At 70.6% G+C, this 24,503-nt stretch carries 17 protein-coding genes and 1 tRNA gene; 4 read left to right on the top strand and 14 right to left on the bottom strand.

The window, feature by feature from the left end; all coding sequences use genetic code 11:
• The first annotated feature begins 41 nt into the window (after positions 1 to 41).
• Positions 42 to 665, top strand: a complete 624-nt coding sequence (locus tag MKD51_RS09270; protein WP_240240019.1) for a DUF4126 domain-containing protein — start codon at positions 42 to 44, stop codon at positions 663 to 665.
• Here MKD51_RS09270 and MKD51_RS09265 read toward each other — a convergent pair.
• Entirely contained in the window at positions 662 to 2,026 is a 1,365-nt protein-coding gene (locus MKD51_RS09265) for a serine hydrolase domain-containing protein (RefSeq protein ID WP_240240018.1), read from the bottom strand. The genes MKD51_RS09270 and MKD51_RS09265 overlap by 4 nt on opposite strands.
• A 93-nt stretch (positions 2,027 to 2,119) precedes the next feature.
• Positions 2,120 to 3,580, bottom strand: a complete 1,461-nt coding sequence (gene rpsA, locus MKD51_RS09260) for a 30S ribosomal protein S1 (RefSeq protein WP_240240017.1) — start codon at positions 3,578 to 3,580, stop codon at positions 2,120 to 2,122.
• 155 nt (positions 3,581 to 3,735) lie between these two features.
• On the opposite strand from rpsA, the gene MKD51_RS09255 reads away from it, so the two are divergent.
• Positions 3,736 to 4,374 carry a hypothetical protein gene (locus tag MKD51_RS09255; protein WP_240240016.1) on the top strand — a complete coding sequence of 213 codons (639 nt, stop codon included), beginning with the start codon at positions 3,736 to 3,738 and terminating at the stop codon, positions 4,372 to 4,374.
• Positions 4,375 to 4,380: 6 nt separating this feature from the next.
• Here MKD51_RS09255 and MKD51_RS09250 read toward each other — a convergent pair whose 3' ends face one another.
• The 3 genes from MKD51_RS09250 to polA are packed head-to-tail and all read right to left on the bottom strand — an operon-like array spanning position 4,381 to position 9,788.
• Entirely contained in the window at positions 4,381 to 6,072 is a 1,692-nt protein-coding gene (locus tag MKD51_RS09250; protein ID WP_240240015.1) for a DUF885 domain-containing protein, read from the bottom strand.
• Positions 6,073 to 6,102: 30 nt separating this feature from the next.
• Positions 6,103 to 7,113, bottom strand: coding sequence for an LLM class F420-dependent oxidoreductase (locus MKD51_RS09245; RefSeq protein ID WP_240240014.1), 1,011 nt, complete (start codon positions 7,111 to 7,113; stop codon positions 6,103 to 6,105).
• Positions 7,114 to 7,166: 53 nt separating this feature from the next.
• Positions 7,167 to 9,788: a DNA polymerase I gene (gene polA, locus MKD51_RS09240; protein ID WP_240240912.1), complete on the bottom strand. Its 2,622-nt coding sequence runs from the start codon at positions 9,786 to 9,788 to the stop codon at positions 7,167 to 7,169.
• A gap of 142 nt (positions 9,789 to 9,930) precedes the next feature.
• Here polA and MKD51_RS09235 point away from each other — a divergent pair, with 142 nt between their 5' ends.
• The gene (locus tag MKD51_RS09235) at positions 9,931 to 10,320 is read left to right on the top strand and encodes a hotdog fold thioesterase (RefSeq protein ID WP_240240910.1); all 390 of its coding nucleotides are present in this window, start codon (positions 9,931 to 9,933) and stop codon (positions 10,318 to 10,320) included.
• 316 nt (positions 10,321 to 10,636) lie between these two features.
• Here the strand turns inward: MKD51_RS09235 and MKD51_RS09230 are convergent, their stop codons facing one another.
• Positions 10,637 to 11,518, bottom strand: a complete 882-nt coding sequence (locus MKD51_RS09230) for an endonuclease domain-containing protein (RefSeq protein WP_240240013.1) — start codon at positions 11,516 to 11,518, stop codon at positions 10,637 to 10,639.
• Positions 11,519 to 11,795: 277 nt separating this feature from the next.
• A complete protein-coding gene (locus MKD51_RS09225; RefSeq protein WP_240240012.1) occupies positions 11,796 to 12,440 on the bottom strand; it encodes a response regulator in 645 nt (214 codons plus the stop codon).
• 47 nt (positions 12,441 to 12,487) lie between these two features.
• On the opposite strand from MKD51_RS09225, the gene MKD51_RS09220 reads away from it, so the two are divergent.
• Positions 12,488 to 12,569: transfer RNA gene (locus MKD51_RS09220), tRNA-Leu, on the top strand.
• Between the two features lie 144 nt (positions 12,570 to 12,713).
• Here the strand turns inward: MKD51_RS09220 and pyk are convergent.
• From pyk to trpC, 7 genes are all read right to left on the bottom strand, one after another.
• Positions 12,714 to 14,201: a pyruvate kinase gene (pyk, locus tag MKD51_RS09215; protein WP_240240011.1), complete on the bottom strand. Its 1,488-nt coding sequence runs from the start codon at positions 14,199 to 14,201 to the stop codon at positions 12,714 to 12,716.
• Between the two features lie 97 nt (positions 14,202 to 14,298).
• Positions 14,299 to 15,750: a glutamate synthase subunit beta gene (locus MKD51_RS09210; RefSeq protein WP_240240010.1), complete on the bottom strand. Its 1,452-nt coding sequence runs from the start codon at positions 15,748 to 15,750 to the stop codon at positions 14,299 to 14,301.
• Positions 15,743 to 20,269: a glutamate synthase large subunit gene (gene gltB, locus MKD51_RS09205; protein ID WP_240240909.1), complete on the bottom strand. Its 4,527-nt coding sequence runs from the start codon at positions 20,267 to 20,269 to the stop codon at positions 15,743 to 15,745. Before gltB ends, MKD51_RS09210 begins: the two co-directional genes overlap by 8 nt.
• A gap of 113 nt (positions 20,270 to 20,382) precedes the next feature.
• Positions 20,383 to 21,573: a prolipoprotein diacylglyceryl transferase gene (lgt, locus tag MKD51_RS09200; RefSeq protein ID WP_240240009.1), complete on the bottom strand. Its 1,191-nt coding sequence runs from the start codon at positions 21,571 to 21,573 to the stop codon at positions 20,383 to 20,385.
• Complete coding sequence (trpA, locus tag MKD51_RS09195) at positions 21,570 to 22,475, bottom strand: tryptophan synthase subunit alpha (RefSeq protein ID WP_240240008.1); 906 nt, start codon at positions 22,473 to 22,475, stop codon at positions 21,570 to 21,572. The genes lgt and trpA overlap by 4 nt, the downstream gene beginning before the upstream one ends.
• Positions 22,472 to 23,698: a tryptophan synthase subunit beta gene (trpB, locus tag MKD51_RS09190; protein ID WP_240240007.1), complete on the bottom strand. Its 1,227-nt coding sequence runs from the start codon at positions 23,696 to 23,698 to the stop codon at positions 22,472 to 22,474. The genes trpA and trpB overlap by 4 nt, the downstream gene beginning before the upstream one ends.
• A 14-nt stretch (positions 23,699 to 23,712) precedes the next feature.
• A complete protein-coding gene (gene trpC / locus MKD51_RS09185; RefSeq protein ID WP_240240006.1) occupies positions 23,713 to 24,501 on the bottom strand; it encodes an indole-3-glycerol phosphate synthase TrpC in 789 nt (262 codons plus the stop codon).
• Positions 24,502 to 24,503 lie beyond the last annotated feature (2 nt).

The following is a 24,503-nucleotide window of genomic DNA, read 5'->3' as shown; positions in this document are numbered from 1 at the left end:
ATCGCCGAAGCGGCGCACACCGCCGTACGAGGAGGAGTCACATGCTGGAGTTCCTGACGGGCTCGGGTCTTGCCGCGGCTGCGGGCATGAACGCCTACATCCCGCTGCTCGTGGTGGGTGTGGCGAACCGCTTCTTCCCCGATGCCCTCGCCCTGCCGGAGGGCTGGGCGTGGATCTCGAACTGGTGGGTGCTGGGCATCCTCGCCGTGCTGCTGATCGTCGAGCTCGTCGCTGACAAGATCCCGGCTGTCGACAGCGTCAACGACGTGATCCAGACCATCGTGCGCCCGACCGCGGGCGGCCTCGTCTTCGGCTCGTCCTCCACCGCGTCGACGGTCGCCGTCACCGACCCGGCCGAGTTCTTCGCCTCCAACCAGTGGGTGCCGATCGTCGTCGGCGCGGTCATCGCACTCACCGTGCACGTCGGCAAGACCGCCCTGCGGCCCGCAGCCAACCTCGCCACCGCGGGCGCCGCGGCCCCCGTCGTCTCGACCATCGAGGATGTCGGAGCAGTGGGGATGTCCCTGCTCGCGATCGTCGCCCCCGTGCTGGTGCTGCTGGCGCTCGCGCTGCTCGCCCTGCTCGGGTGGTCGATCTGGCGCAGCGCGCGCAAGCGCAGGAACGTCGATCTCCGCCCCGCGACCGACCGGCTCTCGTCGGGTTAGCCCGCGGGCTGCTCCACGCGGTCGAGGTGCCACGCGCCGCGCCACCGCACGACGCGCCCCGCGGCATCCCGCTCCGCAGTCGCGATCTCATGGCCGGCACCCATGCCCGTCGCGGCCGTGATGCGCACGCGGTCGTCGCCGATCGGCTCCAGCACGTCGACCGCCTGCAAGGGGTCTGCGGCGGTCGGAGCGATGCCGAGCAGTCGGCCGCCGATCTCGACCACGTCGACCCGTGCCCAGAAGCTCGAGAAGGTGCCCTCGAACGAGCGCGAGCGCTCGAGCCCTGCAGTGATCGGGTCGGGCTGCGGGCGCTGCGCGGCGCCCAGGATGCGGGCGACGCCGACGGCGAGCTCCTCTGCGGGCGCATCGATCGCGTTCGTCAGCACGCTGACGACGATGTCGCGCTCGGCGTCGACGAGCGTGCGCGTCGCCTGCCCGGTCCACGCGCCGCCGTGGCCGACCCATTCGCGCTCGTCGACTGAGCCCAGCATCAGGCCGAGCCCGTAGCCCGCCGTGCCGCCGTCGCGCCCCGTCGTCGTCCACTGCCGCTGCCGCATGCGGCGCCGAGCGCCGGCGCTCAGCAGCCGGTCGTCTGCCTCGGTGACGGCGCGCAGCGCATCCGTCAGCTCGCCGGCGGTGGCGATCGCGCCGGTCGCGGCGGCCAGCGCGCCCGCGTTCGGGCTGTCGAGCACCGCGCGCTCCGCACTCGAGTGCAGTCCGGAGTGACCCGTCACGAGTGATCCGGGGTCGCCGTCGACCAGATCGGCACGCATCCCCGCGAGCCCGAGCGGCTGCAGCACGAGGCGATCGAGCGCCGCGGCGTAGCCCGTGTCCGTCACCCCCTCGATGACGAGGCCGAGCAGCCCGAATCCGATGTTGGAGTACTTGAACTCGGTGGATGCGGGCACGCGCTCCACCCCGGAGGTCGCGATCGCGCGCAGGCGCTCCGGGTCCGGGAAGTCGGCGAGCAGATGCCAGAACGAGACGTCATCCCCATCGCGCACCGCGCCGCCGCCGTGCGAGAGCAGCTCACGCACGAGCAGCGCGCCCGCGTCGGTGCCGCGCAGCGATGGCGCGTGCACCGCTGCCGCGTCGTCGAGCCGCAGGCGGCCGTCGTCGACGAGCCGCAGGGCGGCGAGCGCGGCGAGCGACTTCGAGTGCGAGGCGATGCGGAAGCGGTGCCCGGTCGTCAGCGGCTCGCCCGTGGACGCATCCGCCACCCCGTGCGCGGTGTCGAGCAGCAGCTCGCCGCCGACCCGCACGGCGGCCTGCACGCCGGGGATCCGGAGCCGCCACCGGCGATAGGCAAGCCAGCGGTCTGCGTAGGCGAGGGCGCGGTCGACCGAATCGTGTGCAGGCATGGGTCGATCCTCGCATCGATCCCCGACACCCGGCCCCCGCGCAACGCGAAGCGGGCCGCACCCGAAGGCGCGACCCGCTGCGTGTGTGCGTGCTTACTCGGCGGAGCCGGTGAGCTTCTCGCGCAGAGCGGCGAGCGCCTCATCGTCGGCGAGCGTGCCGGCGCCGGTCTCCTCCGTCGAGCCGCCGAACGACTGTGCGCCCGAGGGCACGTCGTTCGAGGTGAGCTCGACCTCGCGAGCGGTCGAGACCTGGGCCTTGTGCGCCTCCCAGCGCGTCTGCGCTGCGGTGTACTCGGCCTCCCAGGCCTCGCGCTGGGCGTCGAAGCCCTCGCGCCACTCGTTCGTCTCGGGGTCGAAGCCCTCCGGGAACTTGTAGTTGCCCTGCTCGTCGTACTCGGCGAGCATGCCGTAGAGCGCCGGGTCGAAGTCGGTGCCGTCGGGGTCGACGCCCTCGTTCGCCTGCTTCAGCGAGAGCGAGATGCGGCGACGCTCGAGGTCGATGTCGATGATCTTGACGAAGACCTCGTCATTGACCGCCACGACCTGGTCAGCGGTCTCGACGTGCTTCGACGAGAGCTCCGAGATGTGCACGAGGCCCTCGATGCCATCCGCGACGCGCACGAACGCACCGAAGGTGACGAGCTTCGTGACCTTGCCCGGTGCGACCTGGCCGATGGCGTGGGTGCGGGCGAAGATCTGCCACGGGTCCTCCTGCGTCGCCTTGAGCGACAGCGAGACGCGCTCGCGGTCGAGCTCGACGGTGAGGATCTCGACGGTGACCTCCTGGCCGACCTCGACGACCTCGGAGGCGTGCTCGATGTGCTTCCACGAGAGCTCCGAGACGTGCACGAGGCCGTCAACGCCACCCAGGTCGACGAACGCACCGAAGTTGACGATCGACGAGACGACGCCCTTGCGGACCTGGCCCTTCTGCAGCGACTGCAGGAAGGCACCGCGCGACGCCGACTGCGTCTCCTCGAGGAGCGCACGGCGCGAGAGCACGACGTTGTTGCGGTTCTTGTCGAGCTCGAGGATCTTCGCCTCGATCTCCTGGCCGAGGTACGGCGTGAGGTCGCGGACGCGGCGCAGCTCGATGAGCGACGCAGGCAGGAAGCCGCGCAGGCCGATGTCGACGATGAGGCCACCCTTGACGACCTCGATGACGGTGCCGGTGACGACGCCGTCCTCGTCCTTGATGCGCTCGACATCGCCCCAGGCGCGCTCGTACTGCGCACGCTTCTTCGAGAGGATCAGACGCCCCTCCTTGTCCTCCTTCTGGAGGACGAGCGCCTCGACCGTGTCGCCGACCTCGACGACCTCGGTGGGGTCGACGTCGTGCTTGATCGAGAGCTCGCGCGAGGGGATGACGCCCTCGGTCTTGTAGCCGACATCAAGAAGGACCTCGTCGCGGTCGATCTTGACGACGGTGCCCTCGATCAGGTCGCCGTCATTGAAGAACTTCAGGGTCTTCTCAACGGCGGCCATGAAGTCGTCGGCAGAGCCGATGTCGTTCACAGCGACCTGCTTGGGAGCCGTGGTCGTTGCAGTGGTCATAGAGTTCAAGTTGCCTTTGATGGGGGACGTCGGGCCGGAGGCATGCGGATGCGCATCCAGCGATTCGAATGGGTTCATGCGTCACACGAGTGACCGGTCAAGCCTACACCGGGCTCAGGAGGCAGACAACCAGGCTTCGCGCCTACGCTCGCGTCATGCTGACAGCCGATGGCACCGCCCTCAGGATCATCGTCGACGAGCCGCGCAGGAGGGTCGCAGAGCGGCACTTCCGCATCATCGCCATCGTGCTCACGGTCGTGGCCGGCTGGGGCATGGCGTGGTTCCTCGCGTGCCTGGCGGCGGCCGTCGTGGGCGGCGGCTTCGGCGACCTGGACGGCACCGCGCTGCTCGCCCTGGGCTCCGTCGGCTTCTTCATGAGCATCCTCGTGGCCATCTTCGCGGGCGCGATGTGGGATGTCGTGCGCACGATCCGTCGGCGCTTCCCCCTCGGCGCCGCTCTGCTGGCGGTCGGGCCCGCGCACGTCGAAGGGCCGGGCACCGGGCCCATCCCCTTCGAGCGCGTGCGCGGCGCGACGGTCCGCTGGCAGGCCGTGCGCCGCGCGCCGGCAGTCACCCCGGGCGGCGTGCTCGGCAACCGCATCGGCCGACGCCTGATGACGCGCGCCGGCCTCGACGCCCACCGCACCGTCGCGCTCACGCTCGATGACGCATCCGTCGTGGAGTGCCTCGCGGGGCCCTTCGCCGACGACGCCGAGTTCGGGCGGGTCGTGCAGGCGCTGGAATGGGAGCTGGGCCGCCGCGGGCTCACGCTCGCGACGGCCCAGCAGGGCTGAGCAGAGCTAGCCGCGCAGGACCGCCTGGCGCAGCGTGTCGAGGCCGACGCCGCCGATGTTGAGCACGCGCATGTGGAAGCGCTTGAGGTCGAAGGCGTCGCCCTCCGCCTCCTGCGCCTCATCGCGGATCTGCTCGAAGATGCGCTGGCCGATCTTGTAGGACGGCGCCTGGCCCGGCCAGCCGAAGTAGCGGTTCACCTCGAAGCGCACGAACGGCTCGTTCATGTTCACGTTCTCGCGCATGAACTCGAACGCGTAGTCGAAGTCCCACTCCCCCGTGCCGTCGAGGCGCGGCTTGCCCAGGTGCACGCCGATGTCGAGCACGACGCGCGCCGCGCGCATCCGCTGCCCGTCGAGCATGCCGAGCCGGTCTGCCGGGTCGTCGAGGTAGCCGAGCGACTCCATCAGGCGCTCGGCGTAGAGCGCCCAGCCCTCCGCGTGGCCCGAGGTGCCGGCGAAGGCACGGCGCCAGAGGTTGAGCTCGCCGCGGTTGAAGGTCTGCTGCGCGATCTGCAGGTGGTGGCCGGGAACGCCCTCGTGGTACACGGTCGTGAGCTCGCGCCAGGTGTCGAACTCGGTGACGCCCTTCGGCACTGACCACCACATGCGGCCCGGGCGCGAGAAGTCGTCGGCGGGGCCGGTGTAGTAGATGCCGCCCGTCTCGGTCGGCGCGATCATGCACTCGAGCGCCTTGATGGGCTCGGCGATGTCGAAGTGCGACCTGCCGAGCTCTTCGACCGCCTGGTCGCTCGTGCGCTGCATCCACGCCTTCAGCGCGTCGGTGCCGTGCAGCTTGCGGCTCTCGTCGCCGTCGAGGAACGCGATCGCCTCCTGCACGCTGGCGCCGGCCTTGATCTCGTTCGCGATCGCCTCCTGCTCGGAGCGCATCCGATCGAGTTCCTCGATGCCCCACGCGTAGGTCTCGTCGAGGTCGACGTCCGCGCCCAGGAAGCGGCGCGACATGAGCGAGTAGAACTCCCGGCCGACGGCGTCGACGGGGTTGGCGGATGCGGCGAGCTCGTCGCGCAGGAAGCCCGCGAAGCGCGCGTGGGCCTCGGTCGCCTCCCCCGCCGCCTGCTCCAGGTCGCGCTTGAGCGACTCGGGCAGCTCGGCCTCGCCGGCCTTCGCGGTCTTGGCGAACTCGTGGAAGAAGCCGACGCCGGGCGCGTAGTCCTCGAACTGCTCGAGCACGTTGTCGATCTGGCGGGCCGCCGGCGTGTTGCCGTTCGCGATGCCGGCGCGCAGCGAGGCGATGTAGCCGTCGAACGCGGCGGGCACGTTGCGCATGCGCTGGGCGATGTCGTCCCAGTCCTGCTCGCCCGCCGTGGGCATGAGGTCGAAGATGTCGCGGATGCCGCTCGCGGGGCTCGCGAGGTTGTTGAGATCGCGGTCGTTCCAGCCCGCGGCCTCGATGTCGAGCTCGAGCTGCAGCTCGCGCGCGAGATCGGTCTTGGTCACCCAGTCGATGTCGTCGGTCGGCTCGGCTGCCTGGAGCGTGGCGAGCGCATCGCGCGTGAGCGCTGCGGTCGCCTCGCGACCGGCGGGCGAGTAGTCGCCGTAGCCTGCCTTGTCGCCCTCGAGGCCGACGTAGACGTTGATCTCAGGGTTCAGCGCGGCGGTGCGGTGGACGTACTCCTCCGCGATGCGGTCGATGTCGGTCTGCGGGCGCGACGGTGCGCCGACGTTCTCTGCTGTCATGCCGACCAGCCTATGGCGCTGGGACACCGCTCAGGCCAGCGCCGGAATGACCTCGCGCTCGTAGAGCTCCATGCCGGTGCGGTCATAGGCGACGTCAGGCATGTAGGAGATGAGCGTGCCGAGCCCTGCCTCGCGCAGCGCGCCGACGTGGTCGAGCACCTGCTGCGGCGTGCCGACGACGGCGCCCTTCGTCGAGAAGCCGGTGCCTGCGTGCGCTGCCGGCATCGCCGAGTCGGCGCGGGCGTTGACCTCGTCGACCACGCGCAGCGCCTCCGCCTCGGTCTCGCGCACCACGATGTTGAGGTTGGAGGTCAGGCGCACCTCTGCCGGATCCCTGCCCTCGCGGTCGAGGTGCTCGCGCAGGATGTCGCGCTTGCGGGCGAACTGCTCCGGACTGCCGCCGAAGTTCGTCGCGTCGGCCCACTTCGCGGCATAGCGCAGGGTTCGCTTCTCGCCGCCGCCGGCGATCCAGGTGGGGATGCGTGGCCTGCCGTCGCGACCGAGCTGCAGCGGCTGCGGGCGACAGATCGCGCCGTCGACCGTGAAGGTCTCCGACTCGACCGACGCCTCGCCATCTGCCCAGAGCCGCTGGATGATCTGCACGCCGTCCCGCAGCGCCGAGATGCGCTCGCCGACGCCCGGGAATCCGTAGCCGTACGCGCGCCACTCGTGCTCGTACCAGCCCGCGCCGATGCCGAACTCGACGCGGCCCCCAGAGATCACGTCGACGGTCGCCGCGACCTTCGCCAGGTAGGCGGGGTTGCGGTAGCCGATGCACGTGCACATCTGGCCCAGGCGCACGCGATCGGTGGACGCCGCAAGCGCCGCCATGAGCGACCACGCCTCGTGCGTCGCCTCCGCGGTCGGCTGCGGGGTGGTGTGGAAGTGGTCGTAGACCCAGACCGAGTCCCACGGGCCGGCATCCGCGGCCTTCGCCACCTCGAGCATCCGCTGCCACTGCTCTGCGGGGTCGATGCCGACCAGGTCGAGGCGCCAGCCCTGCGGGATGAACAGGCCGAATCGGAGTGCGTCAGCGGTCATGACGCCAGCCTAAGCCGGTGCCGGCCCCGCCTCGCACACCAGCTGTCGGAGCGTCAGTGGGCCGCGGCGTCCCAGTTCGGCCCCACGCCCACCTGCACGTCGAGCGGGACGGAGAGCTCTGCTGCGCCGCCCATCTCCTCGCGGACGATCGCCTCGAGCGTCGCACGCTCCCCCGTCGCGACCTCGAAGACGAGCTCGTCGTGCACCTGCAGCAGCATGCGCGACCCCAGGCCCTCGTCGACGATGCGGCGATCGATCGCGAGCATCGCGCGCTTGATGATGTCTGCGGCCGAGCCTTGGATCGGCGAGTTGAGCGCGGCGCGCTCGGCGTTCTCGCGCAGCACGCGGTTCGACGACGCAAGGTCGGGGAACGGGCGTCGACGGCCGTAGATCGTGGTCGTGTAGCCGTCCTCCTTGGCCTGCTGCACGACGCCCCGCAGGTAGTCGCGGATGCCGCCGAAGCGCTGGAAGTACTCCAGCATGAGCGCCTTCGCCTCCGCCTGCGTGATGCGCAGCTGCTTCGAGAGGCCGAACGCGCTCAGTCCGTAGGCGAGGCCGTAGCTCATGGCCTTGACCTTGACACGCTGCAGGGCCGTCACCTCGCTCGGCTCGACACCGAAGATGCGGGAGCCGACGAAGCGGTGCAGGTCCTCGCCAGAGCGGAACGCCTCGATGAGGCCCTCGTCGCCCGAGAGGTGCGCCATGATGCGCATCTCGATCTGCGAGTAGTCGGCTGTGAGCATGGTCTCGAACTCGGGCCCGTGCACGAATGCGGAGCGGATCTCGCGGCTCACCTCGGTGCGCACCGGGATGTTCTGCAGATTGGGGTCGTTGGAGGAGAGACGACCGGATGCGGAACCCGTCTGGTCGTAGCGGGTGCGGATGCGCCCGTCCTCCTGGATGGCCTTGAGCAGCGTCTCGATGATCTGCGCGAGCTTCGTGGTCTCGCGGTGCTGCAGCAGCAGGTTCAGGAACGGATGCGGGTTCGTCTCCTGCAGGTCGGCGAGCGACTGCGCGTCGGTGGAGTAGCCGGTCTTCGTCGCGCGGGTCTTCGGCATGTCGAGCTCTTCGAAGAGCACCGTCTGCAGCTGCTTCGGGCTGCCGAGGTTCACCTCGTGGCCGATCTCCGCGTACGCAGCCTCCGCGTGGCCGGCCGCCTGCTCGCGCATGGTGTCGTGGATGCGCTGCAGCACCTCGCGGTCCATCTGCACGCCCTGGCGCTCCATGCGGCAGAGCACCGGCATGAGCGGCAGCTCGATGTCGTCGAGCACGCCGAGCGTGCCCTCGTCGAGCCGCGGCCGCTGCAGGCGCGAGAGCTCGCCCGTCAGCCAGGCGACGGTGCCCAGCTCCTCCGGAGCGATCTCGGGCACCAGCTGGTTCGGGTCGGGCGCCGGCAGCGGCGCGCCCAGCAGCGCCTCGGTCTGCCAGTCGAGATCGAAGGTCTTCGGAGGTGCCGTCGGCGTCGCCAGCCACGCGGCTACGCGAGTGTCGTGGACCGCGCCGCCGAGCGAGAGCCCCGCCCGGTCGAGCGACTTGATGGCGGCCTTCACGTCGTGGAGCGCCTTCGGGGCGTCCGACGCGAGCCACGTCACGAATCCGTCGTAGTCACCCGTGCCCGCCTTGTAGGGCACGTAGGCGCTCGCGCCCTCGGTGGCGACGCCGAAGCCTGCGATGCCGCCCAGGCCGTCGGGCGCGATCGAGACGGCGGCGGTGCTCGTGGCGCGCGAGAGCCACAGGTCGAGCTCCTCGTCGACGAGCTTCTGCACGGCGGGCGCCTGCACCTCCGGCTCGAGCGCCGCTGTGGCCTCGCCGCTGCCCTCCTGCTTCAGCACCCGGTCGAGCAGCGTGCGGAACTGCAGCCGCTGGAAGACATCGCGCAGCTTCGCCTCGTCGACCTGGCCGCGGGTGAGCTCGTCGATCTGCACGCCCAGCTCGACGTCGGTCAGCAGCCGGTTGAGCCTGCGGTTGCGCTCGGCGCGCTCGCGCTGCTCGCGCAGGTTGTTGCCCACCACGCCCTTGATGTCGTCGGCGTGCTCGAGCAGGTTCGCGACGGTGCCGTACTCCTTGATCCACTTGACGGCGGTCTTCTCGCCGACCTTGTCGATGCCGATCAGGTTGTCGCTCGTCTCGCCGACCAGTGCCGCGATCTCGGGGTACTGCTCCGGCTCGATGCCGTAGCGCTCGCGGACGGCCTCCGGCGTGTAGTGCTTGAGCTCTGAGACGCCGCGCACCGAGGGGTACAGCAGCGTCACCTCGTCGTTGACGAGCTGGATGGTGTCGCGGTCGCCCGAGACGACGAACACATCCATGCCGGCCTTCGGGCCCTCGACGGAGAGCGTCGCGAGGATGTCGTCGGCCTCGTAGTCCTCCTTCGAGAGCGTGCGCACGCCCATCGCGTGGAGCGCCTCCTCGAGCAGCGGGATCTGCCCCTTGAACTCCTTCGGCGTCTCGTCGCGCGTGCCCTTGTACTCCGGGTACTCGCGGGTGCGGAAAGAGAAGCGGGAGATGTCGAACGCGACGGCGAGGTGCGTCGGCTTGTGATCCTGCAGCAGCTTCAGGAGCATCGAGAGGAATCCGTGGATGGCGTTCGTGTGCTGCCCATCGGAGTTCACGAAGTTCTCCAGTGGGAGCGCGAAGAACGCCCTGAAAGCGAGCGAATGCCCGTCGATGACCATGAGGATAGGCTTCGTGTCCGACACGGCAGCCAGCCTAGTGCCGGCGGCCGACACCCCCACTGACCGTCCCCCGAGCGGAGCCGCCATGACCCTGCCAACCGAGTCCGACATCCCCGCCCCCGACGAGGCGACGAGGGCGTTGATGGAGCGGCGCGAGGGTCGGATCGGCGGCCAGCTCGCCGAGCGGATGGGCATCGAGTTCCTCAAGCTCTCTGCCGAGCACTCGATCGCGCGCATGCCCGCGGACGGCAACCTGCAGCCGGTCGGCTACGTGCACGGCGGCGCCTATTGCGTGATCGCCGAGACGCTCGGCTCCGTGAGCGCGAACATCCACGCGGGCGAGGGCCGGTATGCCGTCGGCACCGACATCAACGCCACGCACACGCGCTCGATCCAGAGCGGATGGGTGACGGCAGAGTGCAAGGCGGTGCACCTCGGGAGGTCCATGACCGTGCACGAGATCGTCTGCACCGACGACGAGGGCCGCCGCGCCTCGACGCTGCGCATCACGAACTTCATCAAGTCGCGCTGACGCGCGCGCCGGTGACTGGCGCCTCCCGCACCTGACTGGCGCCTCCCGCACCTGACTGGCGCCTCCCACACCTGACTGGCGCCTCCCACACCTGACTGGCGCCTCCCACACCTGACTGGCGCCTCCCGCACCTGACTGGCGCCTCCCGCACCTGACTGGCGCCTCCCGCACCTGACTGGCGCCTCCCGCACCTGACTGGCGCCTCCCGCACCTGACTGGCGCCTCCCGCACCTGACTGGCGCCTCCCGCAGGTGACTGGCACCTCCCGCAAGTGGGTGGCGGCTCAAGCGAGCCAGCGGTGCGACTCACGAGGTACTCAAGCAGCAGTCCACGTGGAGTAGCGGCGGTGCGCGGCCACGATCGCCGCGAGCAGTCGTGTGCCGCCATCCTCCAGGTCGTGCTTGGTGACCGTGATGATGTGCCACCCGAGGGCGCGCAGTCGCCCGATCCGAGCCTGGTCCCGGGCGTGCTGCTCTGGCTCGGTGTGATGCTCGCCGTCGTACTCGACGCCGAGCTTGAGCCTCGGCCAGCTCAGGTCGAGACGTGCGACAAAGGTTCCGGATGGGTCGAAGACTTCATGCTGCAATGTCGGCTCAGGCAGGCAGCCGGTCACGAGCAGCCGCACGAGGCTCTCCCTCGGAGACTCAGCGCCGACCCTCACGAGTGAAAGCGCATGCCGTGCGCGCTGGAGCCCGCGTGCCCCGTCGTAGCGCCGCAGCGCATCCCTCAGATCCTCAACCGTGAGCGGCGCGCGGCGCTTGGGCGAGACGAGCCAGTCACCCACCATGACCAGTTCCTCGACGGTCAGCATGGTGGCCAGGTGCACGAAGACGTCCGGACGCGACTCGACCCGCACCCCGTCGACCTCGACCGTCTGCGACTTGAGGCGGTGACCCACGACGCCGGGTCGTTGCATACGGGCCCGGCCAGTCGGCGAGGAGAGGTGGACCTTGCGGTCGGTCTCGAGCCGCGTCGGAAGCGGCATGCCATGGATACGCGCGGCCGTCGAGTGCGAGAAGAACTGGTCGTCGAGGGCGAGGACGCGGACTGCCTCGAAGAGCGCCTGCGCCTCATCGCCGATCGCCGCAGTGATGCGGGTGCCGCGCGCAGGCGAGGTGAACGCCATGGAGCGGAGCTCTGCGGACGTGTAGCCGCGGTCGAGACCGTCTCGGACAGTGAAGCCGTGGGAGGAATCCATGCGCGGCATGGTGGTCGATGCCGCGCAACCGCGGCGGGCGAGCAGGGCGTTGCTGTGGAGGGCCGCCGTTCGGAATGCGCCGTCGGTGCGGGAGGCGCCACTCAGGCGCGGCAGCCGCCACTCAGGCGCGGCAGCCGCCACTCAGGCGCGGCAGGCGCCACTCAGGCGCGGCAGCCGCCACTCAGGCGCGGCAGCCGCCACTCACGTGCGGGAGGCGCCACTCACCTGCCGGAGGCGCCACTCAGGTGCGGGGGGCGCCACTCACGTGAGGGGGGGGTTACTTCTTGGCGGTGCCCAGCTGCTCGATGACGGCCTGTGCGACCTCGCCCATCGTGAGGCGGCGATCCATCGAGGCCTTCTGGATCCAGCGGAACGCCTCAGGCTCTGCCAGGCCCATGCGCTGGTTGAGCAGGCCCTTGGCCCGGTCGACGAGCTTGCGGGTCTCGAAGCGGTCAGCGAAGTCGGCGACCTCAGACTCGAGCGCGCGGATCTGATCCCAGCGTGCCAGCGCGATCTCGATCGCCGGCAGCAGGTCGTTCTGCGTGAACGGCTTCACCACGTAGGCGAGCGCCCCTGCCTCACCGGCTCGCTCCACGAGCTCCTTCTGGCTGAAGGCAGTGAGCAGCACGACGGGCGCGATCTTCGCGGCGCCGATCTTCTCGGCTGCGGTGATGCCGTCCATCTTGGGCATCTTCACATCCATGACCACGAGGTCGGGCTTGAGCTCGGTCGCGAGCTCGACAGCGCGCTCACCGTCGCCGGCCTCGCCGATGACGTTGAACCCGGCAGCCTCCAGCGTCTCGACGATGTCGAGGCGGATGAGCGACTCGTCCTCGGCGACGAGCACCGTGCGGGCCGTGGTGGCGCTCGGGGCGACAGCTGCCGTGTCGATCTGGGGCTCTGCGAAGAGGTCGTCGGTCATGACCACTAGCCTAGTGTTCGCGACGGCCCTGCTCTGCCGGGTCGAGAGCCGGTGTGGCGGAATTGGCATACGCGGCGCACTCAAAATGCGCTTCCGCAAGGATTGTGGGTTCGAGTCCCACCACCGGCACAGCAGAACGGCCCGCCCTGCGAGGGGCGGGCCGTTCTGGTCTCGATACGGCCCTGCGGGCCTGCTCGACCAGCGTGATGGTGGAGTCTCGATTCGGCCCTAGAGGCCTCCTCGACCAGCGTGGAGGGGCTCGACCGACAGAGCTCAGCCCTCGGGCGTCGGGACCGAGTGCACGACCTCGATGCGGCGCTTGCCGTGGTAGGCCGGGGCGGCCTCCGCGTGCACGTCGCCGACGCGATGCACGCGCAGGTCATTGGTGGAGCCGGAGATGCCTGGCGGCATGCCGGAGATCACGACGACCTTCTCGCCCACCGCGACCAGACCCTTGCCGATCAGCACGTCATCCACCTGCGCGATCATGTCGTCGGTGTGGGTGACGCGGTCGACCAGATGCGTCTGCATGCCCCAGACCATCTGCATCCGGCACTCGACCTCGGGGTCGGGGGTGAAGCCGAAGGTGGGGATCTTGGTGCGCAGTCGCGACATGCGGCGCGCCGAGTCACCCGACTCGGTGAAGACCACGATGGCCGCGGCGTCCACGAAGTCGGCGACCTCGAGGGCTGCGAGCGTCATGGCACCGCCCTGCGTGCGGGGCTTCGTGCCGAGCGGAGGGATGCGGCCGAGGCCCTGCTCCTCCACCGCCGTGACGATGCGCGCCATGGTCTCGATCGTGGTGATGGCGTGCTTGCCGACGCTCGTCTCGCCCGAGAGCATCACCGCATCCGCGCCGTCCAGGATCGCGTTGGCGCAGTCGCTCGCCTCTGCGCGCGTGGGGCGTGGGTTCTCGATCATCGACTCGAGCACCTGCGTGGCGACGATGACCGGCTTCGCCCAGCGGCGCGCCATCTCGACCGCCCGCTTCTGCACCAGCGGCACCTGCTCGAGGGGCAGCTCGACGCCCAGGTCGCCTCGGGCGACCATGATGGCGTCGAACGCGTCGATGATGCCGGCCAGGTTCTCGACGGCCTGCGGCTTCTCGATCTTGGCGACGACGGGCAGCTTCCTGCCCTCCTCGGCCATGATCTCGTGCACGCGATCGATGTCGGATGCGTCGCGCACGAACGAGAGCGCGATGATGTCGGCGCCCAGGTCGAGCGCCCAGCGCAGATCGGATTCGTCCTTCTCGCTCAGGGCGGGCACGTTCACGGCCACACCGGGCAGGTTGATGCCCTTGTTGGAGCTCACCGGTCCGCCGACGACCACCTCGGTGATCACCTCGGTCTCGGTGACCTCCACGGCGCGCAGCGCGATGCGTCCGTCGTCGATCAGCAGCGGGTCGCCCGCCTTGACGTCGGCTGGCAGGCCCTTGAAGGTCGTGCCGGCGCGCTCGGCGTCGCCCTCGATCTCATCGGTGGTGATCGTGAAGCGCGCGCCCTCGACGAGCTCGAAGGGGCCGCCGGGGATCTTGCCGAGGCGGATCTTCGGGCCCTGCAGGTCGACCAGGATGCCGACCGGCGTGCGCAGCTCGTCGGAGGCCCTGCGGATGTTCGCGTACACCTCCTCGTGCACGCTGCGGTCGCCATGGCTCAGGTTCATTCGCGCGACGTTCACGCCGGCCGCGATAGCGGCCTTCGTGTTCTCGTAGCCGGCAAGGGCCGGCCCCCACGTCGCGACGATCTTGGCTCGTCTCACAAGTCACTCGCTTTCGTCATCGCGCCGCCTGGGTGGGTTCGGCACGAACGGTTCCATCTTGCCAGTGGAGCGCCCGGGAATGGCCCGGGCGCCCCGCTCAGGCCGCGAAGGCGCGGTCTGTCGCCTTCACGGGCGCCGGCAGCTCGCTTGATCCTTCGAGGTATGCGTCGACCGCTGCGGCGGCCGCGCGGCCCTCCGCGATCGCCCAGACGATGAGCGATGCGCCACGGCCGGCGTCGCCGGCGACGAACACGCCCGGACGCTCGGTCGAGAAGTCTGCCTGCCGCTTCGGCACGCCGCGCTCGAACGGGACCTCGAGCGCCTCGCCGATCGACGCATCCGCACCCGTGAAGCCCAGCGCCAGCAGCACGAGGTCTGCGGGGATCTCGCGCTCGGTGCCGGCCTTCGGGCGGCGCGTGCCGTCGACGATCTCGGTCTCGGCGATCTTCAGTGCGCGCACCTCGCCGGCCTTGTTCGCGACGAACTCGACGGTCGAGGCGAGGTACTCGCGCTCGCCGCCCTCCTCGTGGCTGGTCTGCACCTCGAACAGGGTCGGGTGCACGGGCCACGGCTGGTGCTCGGGCCGCTCGGTGGGCGGCTGCACGCCGATCGCGAGGTTCGTCACCGAGAGCGCGCCCTGGCGGTGCGCGGTGCCGATGCAGTCGGAGCCGGTGTCGCCGCCGCCGAGCACGACCACGTGCTTGCCCTCCGCGGAGATCTGATTGGCGGGATGGGTGCCGGCGACCGTGCGGTTCTGCTGCACGAGGTACTCCATCGCCAGGTGCACCCCGTCGAGCTCGCGACCCGGGATGTCGAGCTCGCGCGCCACAGGCGCGCCCGTTGCGACCACGACGGCGTCGAAGCGCTCGGAGAGCTCGTCCCAGCTGATGTCGCGGCCGATCTGGACGCCCGCGCGGAAGCGGGTGCCCTCTGCGGTCATCTGCGCGAGCCTGGCATCGATGGTCTTCTTCTCGAGCTTGAAGTCGGGGATGCCGTAGCGCAGCAGGCCACCGATGCGGTCGTCGCGCTCGTACACGGCGACGGTGTGGCCCGCGCGCGTGAGCTGCTGGGCGGCGGCGAGCCCCGCGGGCCCGGAGCCGACCACGGCGACCGTCTTGCCGGTGAGGCGTGCGGGCGGATGCGGCTCGGTCCAGCCGTTCGCGAACGCCTCGTCGGCGATCGTCTGCTCGATCGACTTGATCGTGACGGCAGGCTGGTTGATGCCGAGCACGCACGACGACTCGCAGGGCGCAGGGCACAGCCGGCCCGTGAGCTCCGGGAAGTTGTTCGTGGCGTGCAGGCGGTCGCTCGCCGCGCGGCCCTCGCCGCGCCAGGTGAGGTCGTTCCACTCGGGGATGAGGTTGCCGAGCGGGCAGCCCTGGTGGCAGAAGGGCACGCCGCAGTCCATGCAGCGCCCCGCCTGCCGCTTGAGCACGGCCTTGTCGCCCGGTTCGCCGATCTCGCGCCAGTCGAGGATGCGCACCGGCACCGGGCGCTTCTTCGGGAGCTCGCGCTCCGTCACCTTCAGGAATCCACGGGGATCAGCCACCGGTCACCTCCAGGATCTTGCGCCAGATGTTGTCAGAGTCGGGATCGACGCCCTGCTTCTCGGCGTCGAGTCGGATGGATCGCACCATCGCCCAGTCGCGGGGCACGAGCTTCGAGATGCGCTGCAGGTCGGACTCGAGCAGCGCCGCGGCGACCGCGGAGCCCGTCAGCTCGACGTGCCGGGAGAGGATCGCGCGCAGCTCGATGCTGTCCTCCTCGGCGAGACCCTCGACCCGCAGCTCGCCCTGGTGGAACGAGTCCTGGTTGAGCAGCCGTTGATCGAGGTCGAGGATGTAGGCGCAGCCGCCGGACATGCCGGCGCCGATGTTGCGGCCGGTGGTGCCGAGGATGACGGCGATGCCGCCGGTCATGTACTCGAGGGCGTGGTCGCCGGCGCCTTCGCACACGGCGGTCGCGCCGGAGTTGCGCACCAGGAAGCGCTCGCCCACGACGCCGCGCAGGTAGAGCTCGCCGCTCGTGGCGCCGTAGCCGATCACGTTGCCTGCGATGACGTTGTGCTCGGCGACGAGCGCGGCGTCGGCAGGAGGCCGCACGGTGATGAGACCGCCGGAGAGGCCCTTGCCGACGTAGTCGTTGGCGTCGCCGTGCAGCCGCAGCGCGATGCCGCGCGGCACGAAGGCGCCGAGCGACTGGCCCGCGGAGCCGTGCAGCGTCAGGTCGACCGTGCCGGGCGCGAGGCCGTCCTCGCCTGCGCGGAGCGTGATGGCGTTGCCGAGCATCGTGCCGAGCGCGCGGTCGGTGTTCGCGATCTCGAGCTCGAGCACGAGCCGCTCCCCCGCGTCGAGCGCCTGCTCGAGCTGCGGGAGGAGTCGCGTGTCGAGCTGCTGCTCGAGCTCGTGATCCTGCTCGGTCATCCGCCGAGGTGCGCCGTGCGCACCCGCTGGCCGCGTGAGCACCGGTGCGAGGTCGAGCCCGTCGGCCTTCCAGTGCTGGATGGCCGGGTCGACGTCGAGCAGGTCCGAGCGGCCGATCGCCTCGTCGATCGAGCGCAGGCCGAGCTCGGCGAGCAGCTCGCGCACCTGCTGCGCGAGGAACTCGAAGAACTGGATGACGAACTCAGGCTTGCCGGTGAAGCGCTGTCGCAGCACGGGGTTCTGCGTCGCGACGCCCACGGGGCAGGTGTCGAGGTGGCAGACGCGCATCATGATGCAGCCGGAGACCACGAGCGGTGCGGTCGCGAACCCGAACTCCTCCGCGCCGAGCAGCGCGCCGATGATGACGTCGCGGCCGGTCTTCAGCTGACCGTCGACCTGCACGCTCACGCGCTCGCGCAGGCCGTTCATCATCAGCGTGTGCTGCGTCTCGGCCAGGCCGATCTCCCACGGCGTGCCGGCGTGCTTCAGCGAGTTCAGCGGGCTCGCGCCCGTGCCGCCGTCGTGGCCGGAGACGAGCACGACATCCGCCTTCGCCTTCGCCACGCCCGCCGCGACCGCGCCGATGCCCGACTGCGAGACGAGCTTCACGTGCACACGGGCGGATGTGTTGGCGCGCTTGAGGTCGAAGATCAGCTGCTTGAGATCCTCGATCGAGTAGATGTCGTGGTGCGGCGGCGGCGAGATGAGGCCGACGCCCGCAGTCGCGTGCCGCGTGCGGGCGACCCAGGGGTAGACCTTGCCCGGCGGCAGCTGGCCGCCCTCGCCGGGCTTCGCGCCCTGCGCCATCTTGATCTGGATGTCGTCGGCGTGCGTGAGGTACATGCTCGTCACGCCGAAGCGCCCGGAGGCGACCTGCTTGATCGCGCTGCGGCGCTCGGGGTCGAGCAGCCGGTCGGCATCCTCACCGCCCTCGCCGGTGTTCGACTTCGCGCCCAGCCGGTTCATGGCGATCGCGAGCGTCTCGTGCGCCTCCTTCGAGATGGAGCCGTAGCTCATCGCGCCGGTGGAGAAGCGCTTGACGATCTCGGAGATCGGCTCGACCTCGTCGATCGGGATCGCGGTCGAGGCGTCGGTGCGCAGCCGCATGAGACCGCGCAGCGTCTTGAGCTCGGCCGTCTGGTCGTCGACGAGCTGCGTGTACTCCTGGAACACCTCGTAGCGGCCGGTGCGGGTCGCGTGCTGCAGCTTGAACACCGTCTCCGGGTTGAACAGGTGCGGGGCGCCGTCGCGGCGCCACTGGTACTCGCCGCCGGTCGCGAGCCGCTCGTGTGCGAAGGGCGCCCGCTCGTCGGGATAGGCGGCCCGGTGTCGCAGCCGGTTCTCCTCGGCGATCACGCCCAGGTCGACGCCGCCGAGCGGCGAGTGCGTGCCCGTGAAGTAGCGGTCGACGAGCTCTTGCGAGAGCCCGACGGCCTCGAACGCCTGCGCGCCGCCGTAGGAGCCGACGGTCGAGATGCCCATCTTCGACATGATCTTCGTCACGCCCTTGCCGAGCCCCTTGATGACGTTGCGCACCGCGGTCTCGACGTCGGCGCCCAGCTGGCCGGAGAGCGCGAGCTGCTCGGCCGTCTCCATCGCCAGGTAGGGGTTGATGGCGCTCGCGCCATAGCCGATCAGCAGCGCCACGTGGTGCACCTCGCGCACGTCGCCGGCCTCGACGACGATGCCGACGCGCATGCGCGTGGATGCCTTGATGAGGTGGTGGTGCACGGCGCTCGTCATGAGCAGGGTCGGGATCGGCGCGAGCTGATCGGTGGAGTCGCGGTCGGAGAGGATGACGTACTGCGCGCCATCGACGATGGCCTCGTCGACCTCGCGGCACATCTCCTCGAGCCTGCGCTCCATCGCCTCGGCCTGCGTCGAAGCGGTGCCGTCATCGACGCGGTAGAGCCCCTTGAGCACGACGGTGCGGCGCGAGCCGGGCGTGCGGTCGATCGAGCGGATCTTCGCCAGCGCGTCGTTGTCGATCACGGGGAAGTCGAGGATGATCTGGCTCGCGTGCGAGGGCGTCGCCGTGAGCAGGTTGCGCACCGGCCCCAGGCCCATCGTCATGCTCGTCACGATCGACTCCCGCAGCGAGTCGAGCGGCGGGTTCGTCACCTGCGCGAAGGCCTGCTTGAAGTAGTCGAAGAGCAGCCGCGGGCGCTCGGCGAGCACCGCGATGGGGGTGTCGGATCCCATCGCTCCCAGCGGCTCGGCGCCGGTCTTTGCCATCGGCGCGATGAGGATCTTCACCTCCTCCTCGGTGTAGCCGAAGGTGCGCTGCCGGCGCGTGACGGATGCGGCGGTGTGCGCGACGTGCTCGCGCTCCGGCAGGTCGGCGAGGTGGATGCGGCTCGACTCGAGCCATTCACCCCAGGGCTCCATGCCGGCGAGGTCGCGCTTGATCTCCTCGTCGGGCACGACGCGGCCCGCCTCGGTGTCGACCAGGAAGAGCACGCCCGGCTGCAGGCGGCCGCGGCGCACGACGCGGCTGGGCTCGATCGGCAGCACACCGGTCTCGCTCGCCAGCACGACGAGCCCGTCGTCCGTCTCGAGCCAGCGCCCGGGGCGCAGGCCGTTGCGGTCGAGCGTCGCGCCGACCAGCGTCCCGTCGGTGAAGCTGATGGCCGCCGGGCCGTCCCACGGCTCCATGAGCAGCGAGTGGTACTCGGCGAAGTCGCGCAGCTCCTGCGGCATGTCCGGCTGGTTCTCCCACGCCGGCGGCACCATCATCATGATCGAGTGCGGCAGCGAGCGGCCGGCGAGCGTCAGCAGCTCGAGCACCTCGTCGAACGACGAGGAGTCGCTCATGCCGGGCGTCACGATGGGCTTCAGCGGGCGCAGGTCGCCGAGCAGCTCGCTCGCCAGCTGCGACTCGCGCGCGCGCATCCAGTTGCGGTTGCCCTCGACCGTGTTGATCTCGCCGTTGTGGGCGATCATGCGCAGCGGCTGCGCGAGCGGCCAGGAGGGGAAGGTGTTCGTCGAGTAGCGAGAGTGGACGATCGCGAGCTTCGTCTCGAAGCGCTCGTCGCTCAGATCGGGGTAGAACGGCTCGAGCTGGAGGGTCGTCACCATGCCCTTGTAGGTGATGGTGCGGCTCGAGAGCGACGGCAGGTACTCCCCCAGCTCGCGCTCGATGCGCTTGCGCAGGCGCCAGGTGAGGCGGTCGAGCTCGATGCCCCGCGTCGGCCCGTTGGCGCCCGTGACGAAGAGCTGGTGGATCGACGGCATCGCCGCGCGGGCGAGCTTGCCGAGCGCGTCGGGCACGGTCGGCACCTCGCGCCAGCCGAGCACGCGCAGGCGCTCCTGGCCGGCGATCTCCCAGATGCGCTCCTTGATGCGCTCCCGCTCCGCGTCGTCGAGCGGCAGGTAGACGAGCCCCGCGGCGAAGGCCCCGGCCTCGGGCAGCTCGAAGTCCACCACGGCCCGCAGGAACGCATCGGGCATCTGCGTCAGGATGCCCGCACCGTCACCGGTGCCCGCGTCAGAGCCGACCGCGCCGCGATGCTCGAGGTTGCGCAGCGCCTCGAGCGCCAGCGCGACGATGTCGTGGCCGGCCGTGCCGCGCGTCGTGGCGACCATGGCCAGACCGCAGGAATCCTTCTCGTGCCTCGGGTCGTACATGCCGGAGGCAGCGGGCATGCCGATGCCGCGCGGGGTGCGCCCCCCGCCATCGAGATCGCTGATCGTGCGCATCATGCTCCTGTGGCTGTCAACTGCGTTCGGAGCGGGACGCCGTCGGCCCGCAAGCGCGCTCAGGTGCGCGCAGGACTACTGGTTGCGGCCGCGGGATCTGCGGCGGTGGTCTCGACGTCGTCCTGGGTGCGGGACTCGGGGAGGTCCGTGTAGACCTCGAAGTCTACGCCCTCGTCAGACCCGGGCTCGCGCCCTGCGGTCCACGGCGAGGGCTCCAGCCCGGGGTGGCGGCGTGTCTGCACGACCCAGGCGATCACGCCGACCGCGATGGCGAGGAACGCCATCCAGACGTTCGTGCGGATGCCGAGGAAGAGCTCGGACGGGTCGAGGCGGATGGTCTCGAAGACCGAGCGGCCCAGGCCGTACCAGATGAGGTAGAGCGCGATCAGGCGACCCCACTGCACGTCGCGCTTGCGGTCGAGCCAGAGCAGCACGGCGGCACCGAGCACGTTCCAGAGGATCTCGTAGGCGAAGGTCGGGTGGAACAGCGTCTCTGCCGGCAGACCGATGGGGAACGCCGGGTTCGTCGCCTCGATCTCGAGGCCCCACGGCAGGTCGGTCGGCTGGCCGAAGAGCTCGTGGTTGAACCAGTTGCCGAGCCGGCCGAAGGCCTGTGCGAGCAGCAGGCCGGGGGCGAGCGCGTCGACGAAGGTGCTGAAGCGCAGGCCCGTGAGGCGGCAGCCGATCCAGATGCCGATCGCGCCGCCGATGAGGGCGCCGAAGATCGCGATGCCGCCCTCCCAGATGTAGAACGCCGTCATCGGGTCGCGCCCGGCACCGAAGTAGTCGTCCGGGTGCGTGAGCACGTGGAAGACGCGCGCGGCGGCGATGCCGAGCAGCACAGCCCAGACGGCGATGTCGATGACGAAGCCCGCCTCGACGCCGCGCTGCCGCAGCCGGTAGCCGGTGAGCAGCGTCGCCACCACGATGCCGGCGAGGATGCACAGCGCGTAGGTCTGCACGCCCCAGCTCGGGCCGACGATGCGCAGCAGGAAGCCGAGGGCGACACCGAAGAGCAGGCTCATCAGGATCGTCCAGCCCGCGTCCCTCCTGGTCAGCGAGCCGACCAGCAGCCAGACGACGAGGACGATCGCGGCGATGATGGCGCCCACGATGAGGCCGAAGATGACGGCACCGAGCACCGAGCCCTGCACGAGCGGCATCACGCCGATCGCCTCGAGCCACTGGCCGATCGCCAGCTGCTGCCACTCGGGGCTCGGACTGGGGATGCTCTGGAAGAGACTGGTCACGCGGAGGTGCCCTTCTGTGCTTGTGTCGGCGACGCCGGGGCTGACGTCGGCGACGCCGGGGCTTGTGTCTGCGATGCCGGGGCCGGCGCCGCAGCGCCGCCGTCGAGTGTACCCAGGGCGAGCGACGCGGCGAGCTCGCGCAGCGCGGGGACGCCGCCCTCGCCGAGCGCGCGCACGAGCGCCGAGCCCACGATGGCGCCGTCGGCATAGCTCAGCACGTCGCGCACCTGCTCGGGCGTGGAGATGCCGATGCCCACGCAGCGGAGCGTCTGGGCGTCACGGCTGCCGCGCGCCGCGATGCGGTCGGCGAGCACGCGGGCTGCCTGATCGACGTCGGCGCGGGCGCCGGTGGTGCCCATGGTGGCGACGGTGTAGACGAAGCCGCGGGAGGCCGCGACCACGGCATCGATGCGGGCATCGGATGACGAGGGTGCGGCGAGGAAGACGTGGTCGAGATCGTGCCGCTCGGCCGCCGCCAGCCATGCACCGGCGTTCTCGGGCGTCAGGTCGGGCGTGATGAGGCCTGCCCCGCCTGACGCCTTGAGGCGCTCCGCGAAGCGGTCGACGCCGTATCGCAGCACCGGGTTCCAGTAGGTCATGACCAGCACGGGCACATCGGTTCTCGCCGTGATCGCCTCGAGCGCGTCGAACAGCTCCTCGAGCCGGAAGCCGCGCGAGAGCGTCGCCTGCGTCGCGGCCTGGATGACCGGACCGTCGAGCGCCGGGTCCGAGTAGGGCACGCCGAGCTCGATGGCGGTGCAGCCGGCCTCGGCCAGCGCGACCACGGCGTCGACACTGGTGGCGAAGTCGGGGAAGCCGACCGGCAGGTAGCCGATCAGCGCCCGGTTGCCGGTCGCGCGGATCGCGTCCTCGACGCTGCTCGGTGCCTGCACACTGCTCACAGCTGCTGCGCTCCCTCATCGATCATGTCGAACCAGCGGCCCGCGGTCGCGACGTCCTTGTCGCCGCGCCCGGAGAGCGAGACGAGCAGGGTCGAGCCCGGCAGCTCCTTCGCGAGCCGCAGCGCGCCGGCGATCGCATGCGCCGACTCGATCGCGGGGATGATGCCCTCGGTGCGCGTGAGCGCCAGGAACGCATCCATCGCCTCCGCGTCGCTCACCGGCAGGTACTCGGCGCGACCGATGTCGTGGAGCCACGCGTGCTCGGGGCCGACGCCCGGGTAGTCGAGGCCGGCGGAGATCGAGTGCGACTCGAGCGTCTGGCCGTCGTCGTCCTGCAGCAGGTAGGTGCGCATGCCGTGCAGCAGGCCGGGCGCGCCCCGCTCGATGGAGAGCGCGTGCCGCTCGGTCTCTGCGCCGTCGCCGGCCGCCTCGAGGCCGATCAGGCGCACGTCGGCGTCGTCGAGGAATGCGTGGAAGATGCCCATGGCGTTCGAGCCGCCTCCCACGCACGCGAGCACGGCGTCGGGCAGGCCGCCCGTGAGCGCGATGGTCTGCTCGCGCGCCTCCTCGCCGATCGCGCGGTGGAAGTCGCGCACCATCTCGGGGAACGGATGCGGGCCCGCGACGGTGCCCATCAGGTAGTGCGTGGTGTCCACGTTGGCGACCCAGTCACGCAGGCCCTCGTTGATGGCGTCCTTGAGCGTGCGCGAGCCGCTCGTGACGGGCACGACGGTGGCGCCGAGCAGCCGCATGCGAGCGACGTTGAGCGCCTGCCGCTCGGTGTCGACCTCGCCCATGTAGATGGTGCACTCCATGCCGAACAGCGCCGCCGCGGTCGCCGTGGCGACGCCGTGCTGGCCGGCGCCGGTCTCGGCGATCAGCCGCGTCTTGCCCAGCCGCTGCGCGACGAGCGCCTGGCCGAGCACGTTGTTGATCTTGTGGCTGCCGGTGTGGTTGAGATCCTCGCGCTTGAGCAGGATGCGGGCGCCGGCCTGCTCGCTCATGCGGGTCGCCTCGGTGAGCAGCGAGGGTCGGCCGGTGTAGTCGCGCGACAGACGCGCGAACTCGGCCTGGAACTCCGGGTCGACCTTGCATGCCGCGTAGCAGGCGGCGAGCTCGTCGATCGCGCCCATGAGCGGCTCCGGCATGAAGACGCCGCCGAACTCCCCGAACCACGGCCCGTGCTGCTCGCGGAGCCGTGCGGTCTGGTCTGTCTGCTTCATCTGATCAGGCTGCGTCATGAGGCCCTCCCGAACTCTGCGACGAGCGACGCGGGGTCGCCGTCGGTGACGAGCGCCTCGCCGACGAGCACCGCATCCGCGCCGTCCTGGCGGTAGCGGGCGACGTCGGCGACCTCGCGCACGCCCGACTCGGCGACCGCGACGGTGCCGGCGGGGATGCGTGCGCGCAGCTCTGCGAAGCGCTCCGGATGCATGGTGAACGTCTTGAGGTCGCGGGTGTTGACGCCGAGGATGCGTGCCTCAGCAGCGAGCGCCGCGTCGATCTCGCGCTCGTCGTGCACCTCGACCAGCACCGACAGGCCGAGGTCGACGGCGAACTCGTGCAGCTGCACGAGTCGATGCGGCTCGAGCGCGGCGACGATGAGCAGCACGACGTCGGCACCGAAGGCGCGCGCCTCGAGCAACTGGTACTCGTCGGCGATGAAGTCCTTGCGCAGCACCGGCACCGAGACCGCCTCGCGCACGGCACGCAGGTCGTCGAGGCTCCCGAGGAAGCGACGCTCCTCGGTGAGCACGCTGATGGTGCTCGCCCCGCCCGCCTGGTAGCTGGCGGCCAGCACCGCAGGCTCAGGGATGTCGGCGAGCGCGCCCTTGGAGGGGCTCGCACGCTTCACCTCGGCGATGATGTGCGGGCCGTCGGAGTCGGTCTTCGGCGTGCCGAGGATGGCCACGGCGTCGAGCGGCTGACGCGAGGCGCGCGCCAACGACTCGAGGCGCGCGAGCGGCAGGCTCTCGCGTCGTCGAGCGGCGTCCTCGAGCGCGCCCGCCGTGAGCGCGTCGAGCACGC

Source organism: Agrococcus sp. ARC_14 (assembly GCF_022436485.1).
In the GTDB taxonomy this organism is placed as follows: Bacteria; Actinomycetota; Actinomycetes; order Actinomycetales; family Microbacteriaceae; genus Agrococcus.
Note: the sequence above shows the minus strand (reverse complement) of the source record. Positions and strands in the feature narration are given on the sequence as shown.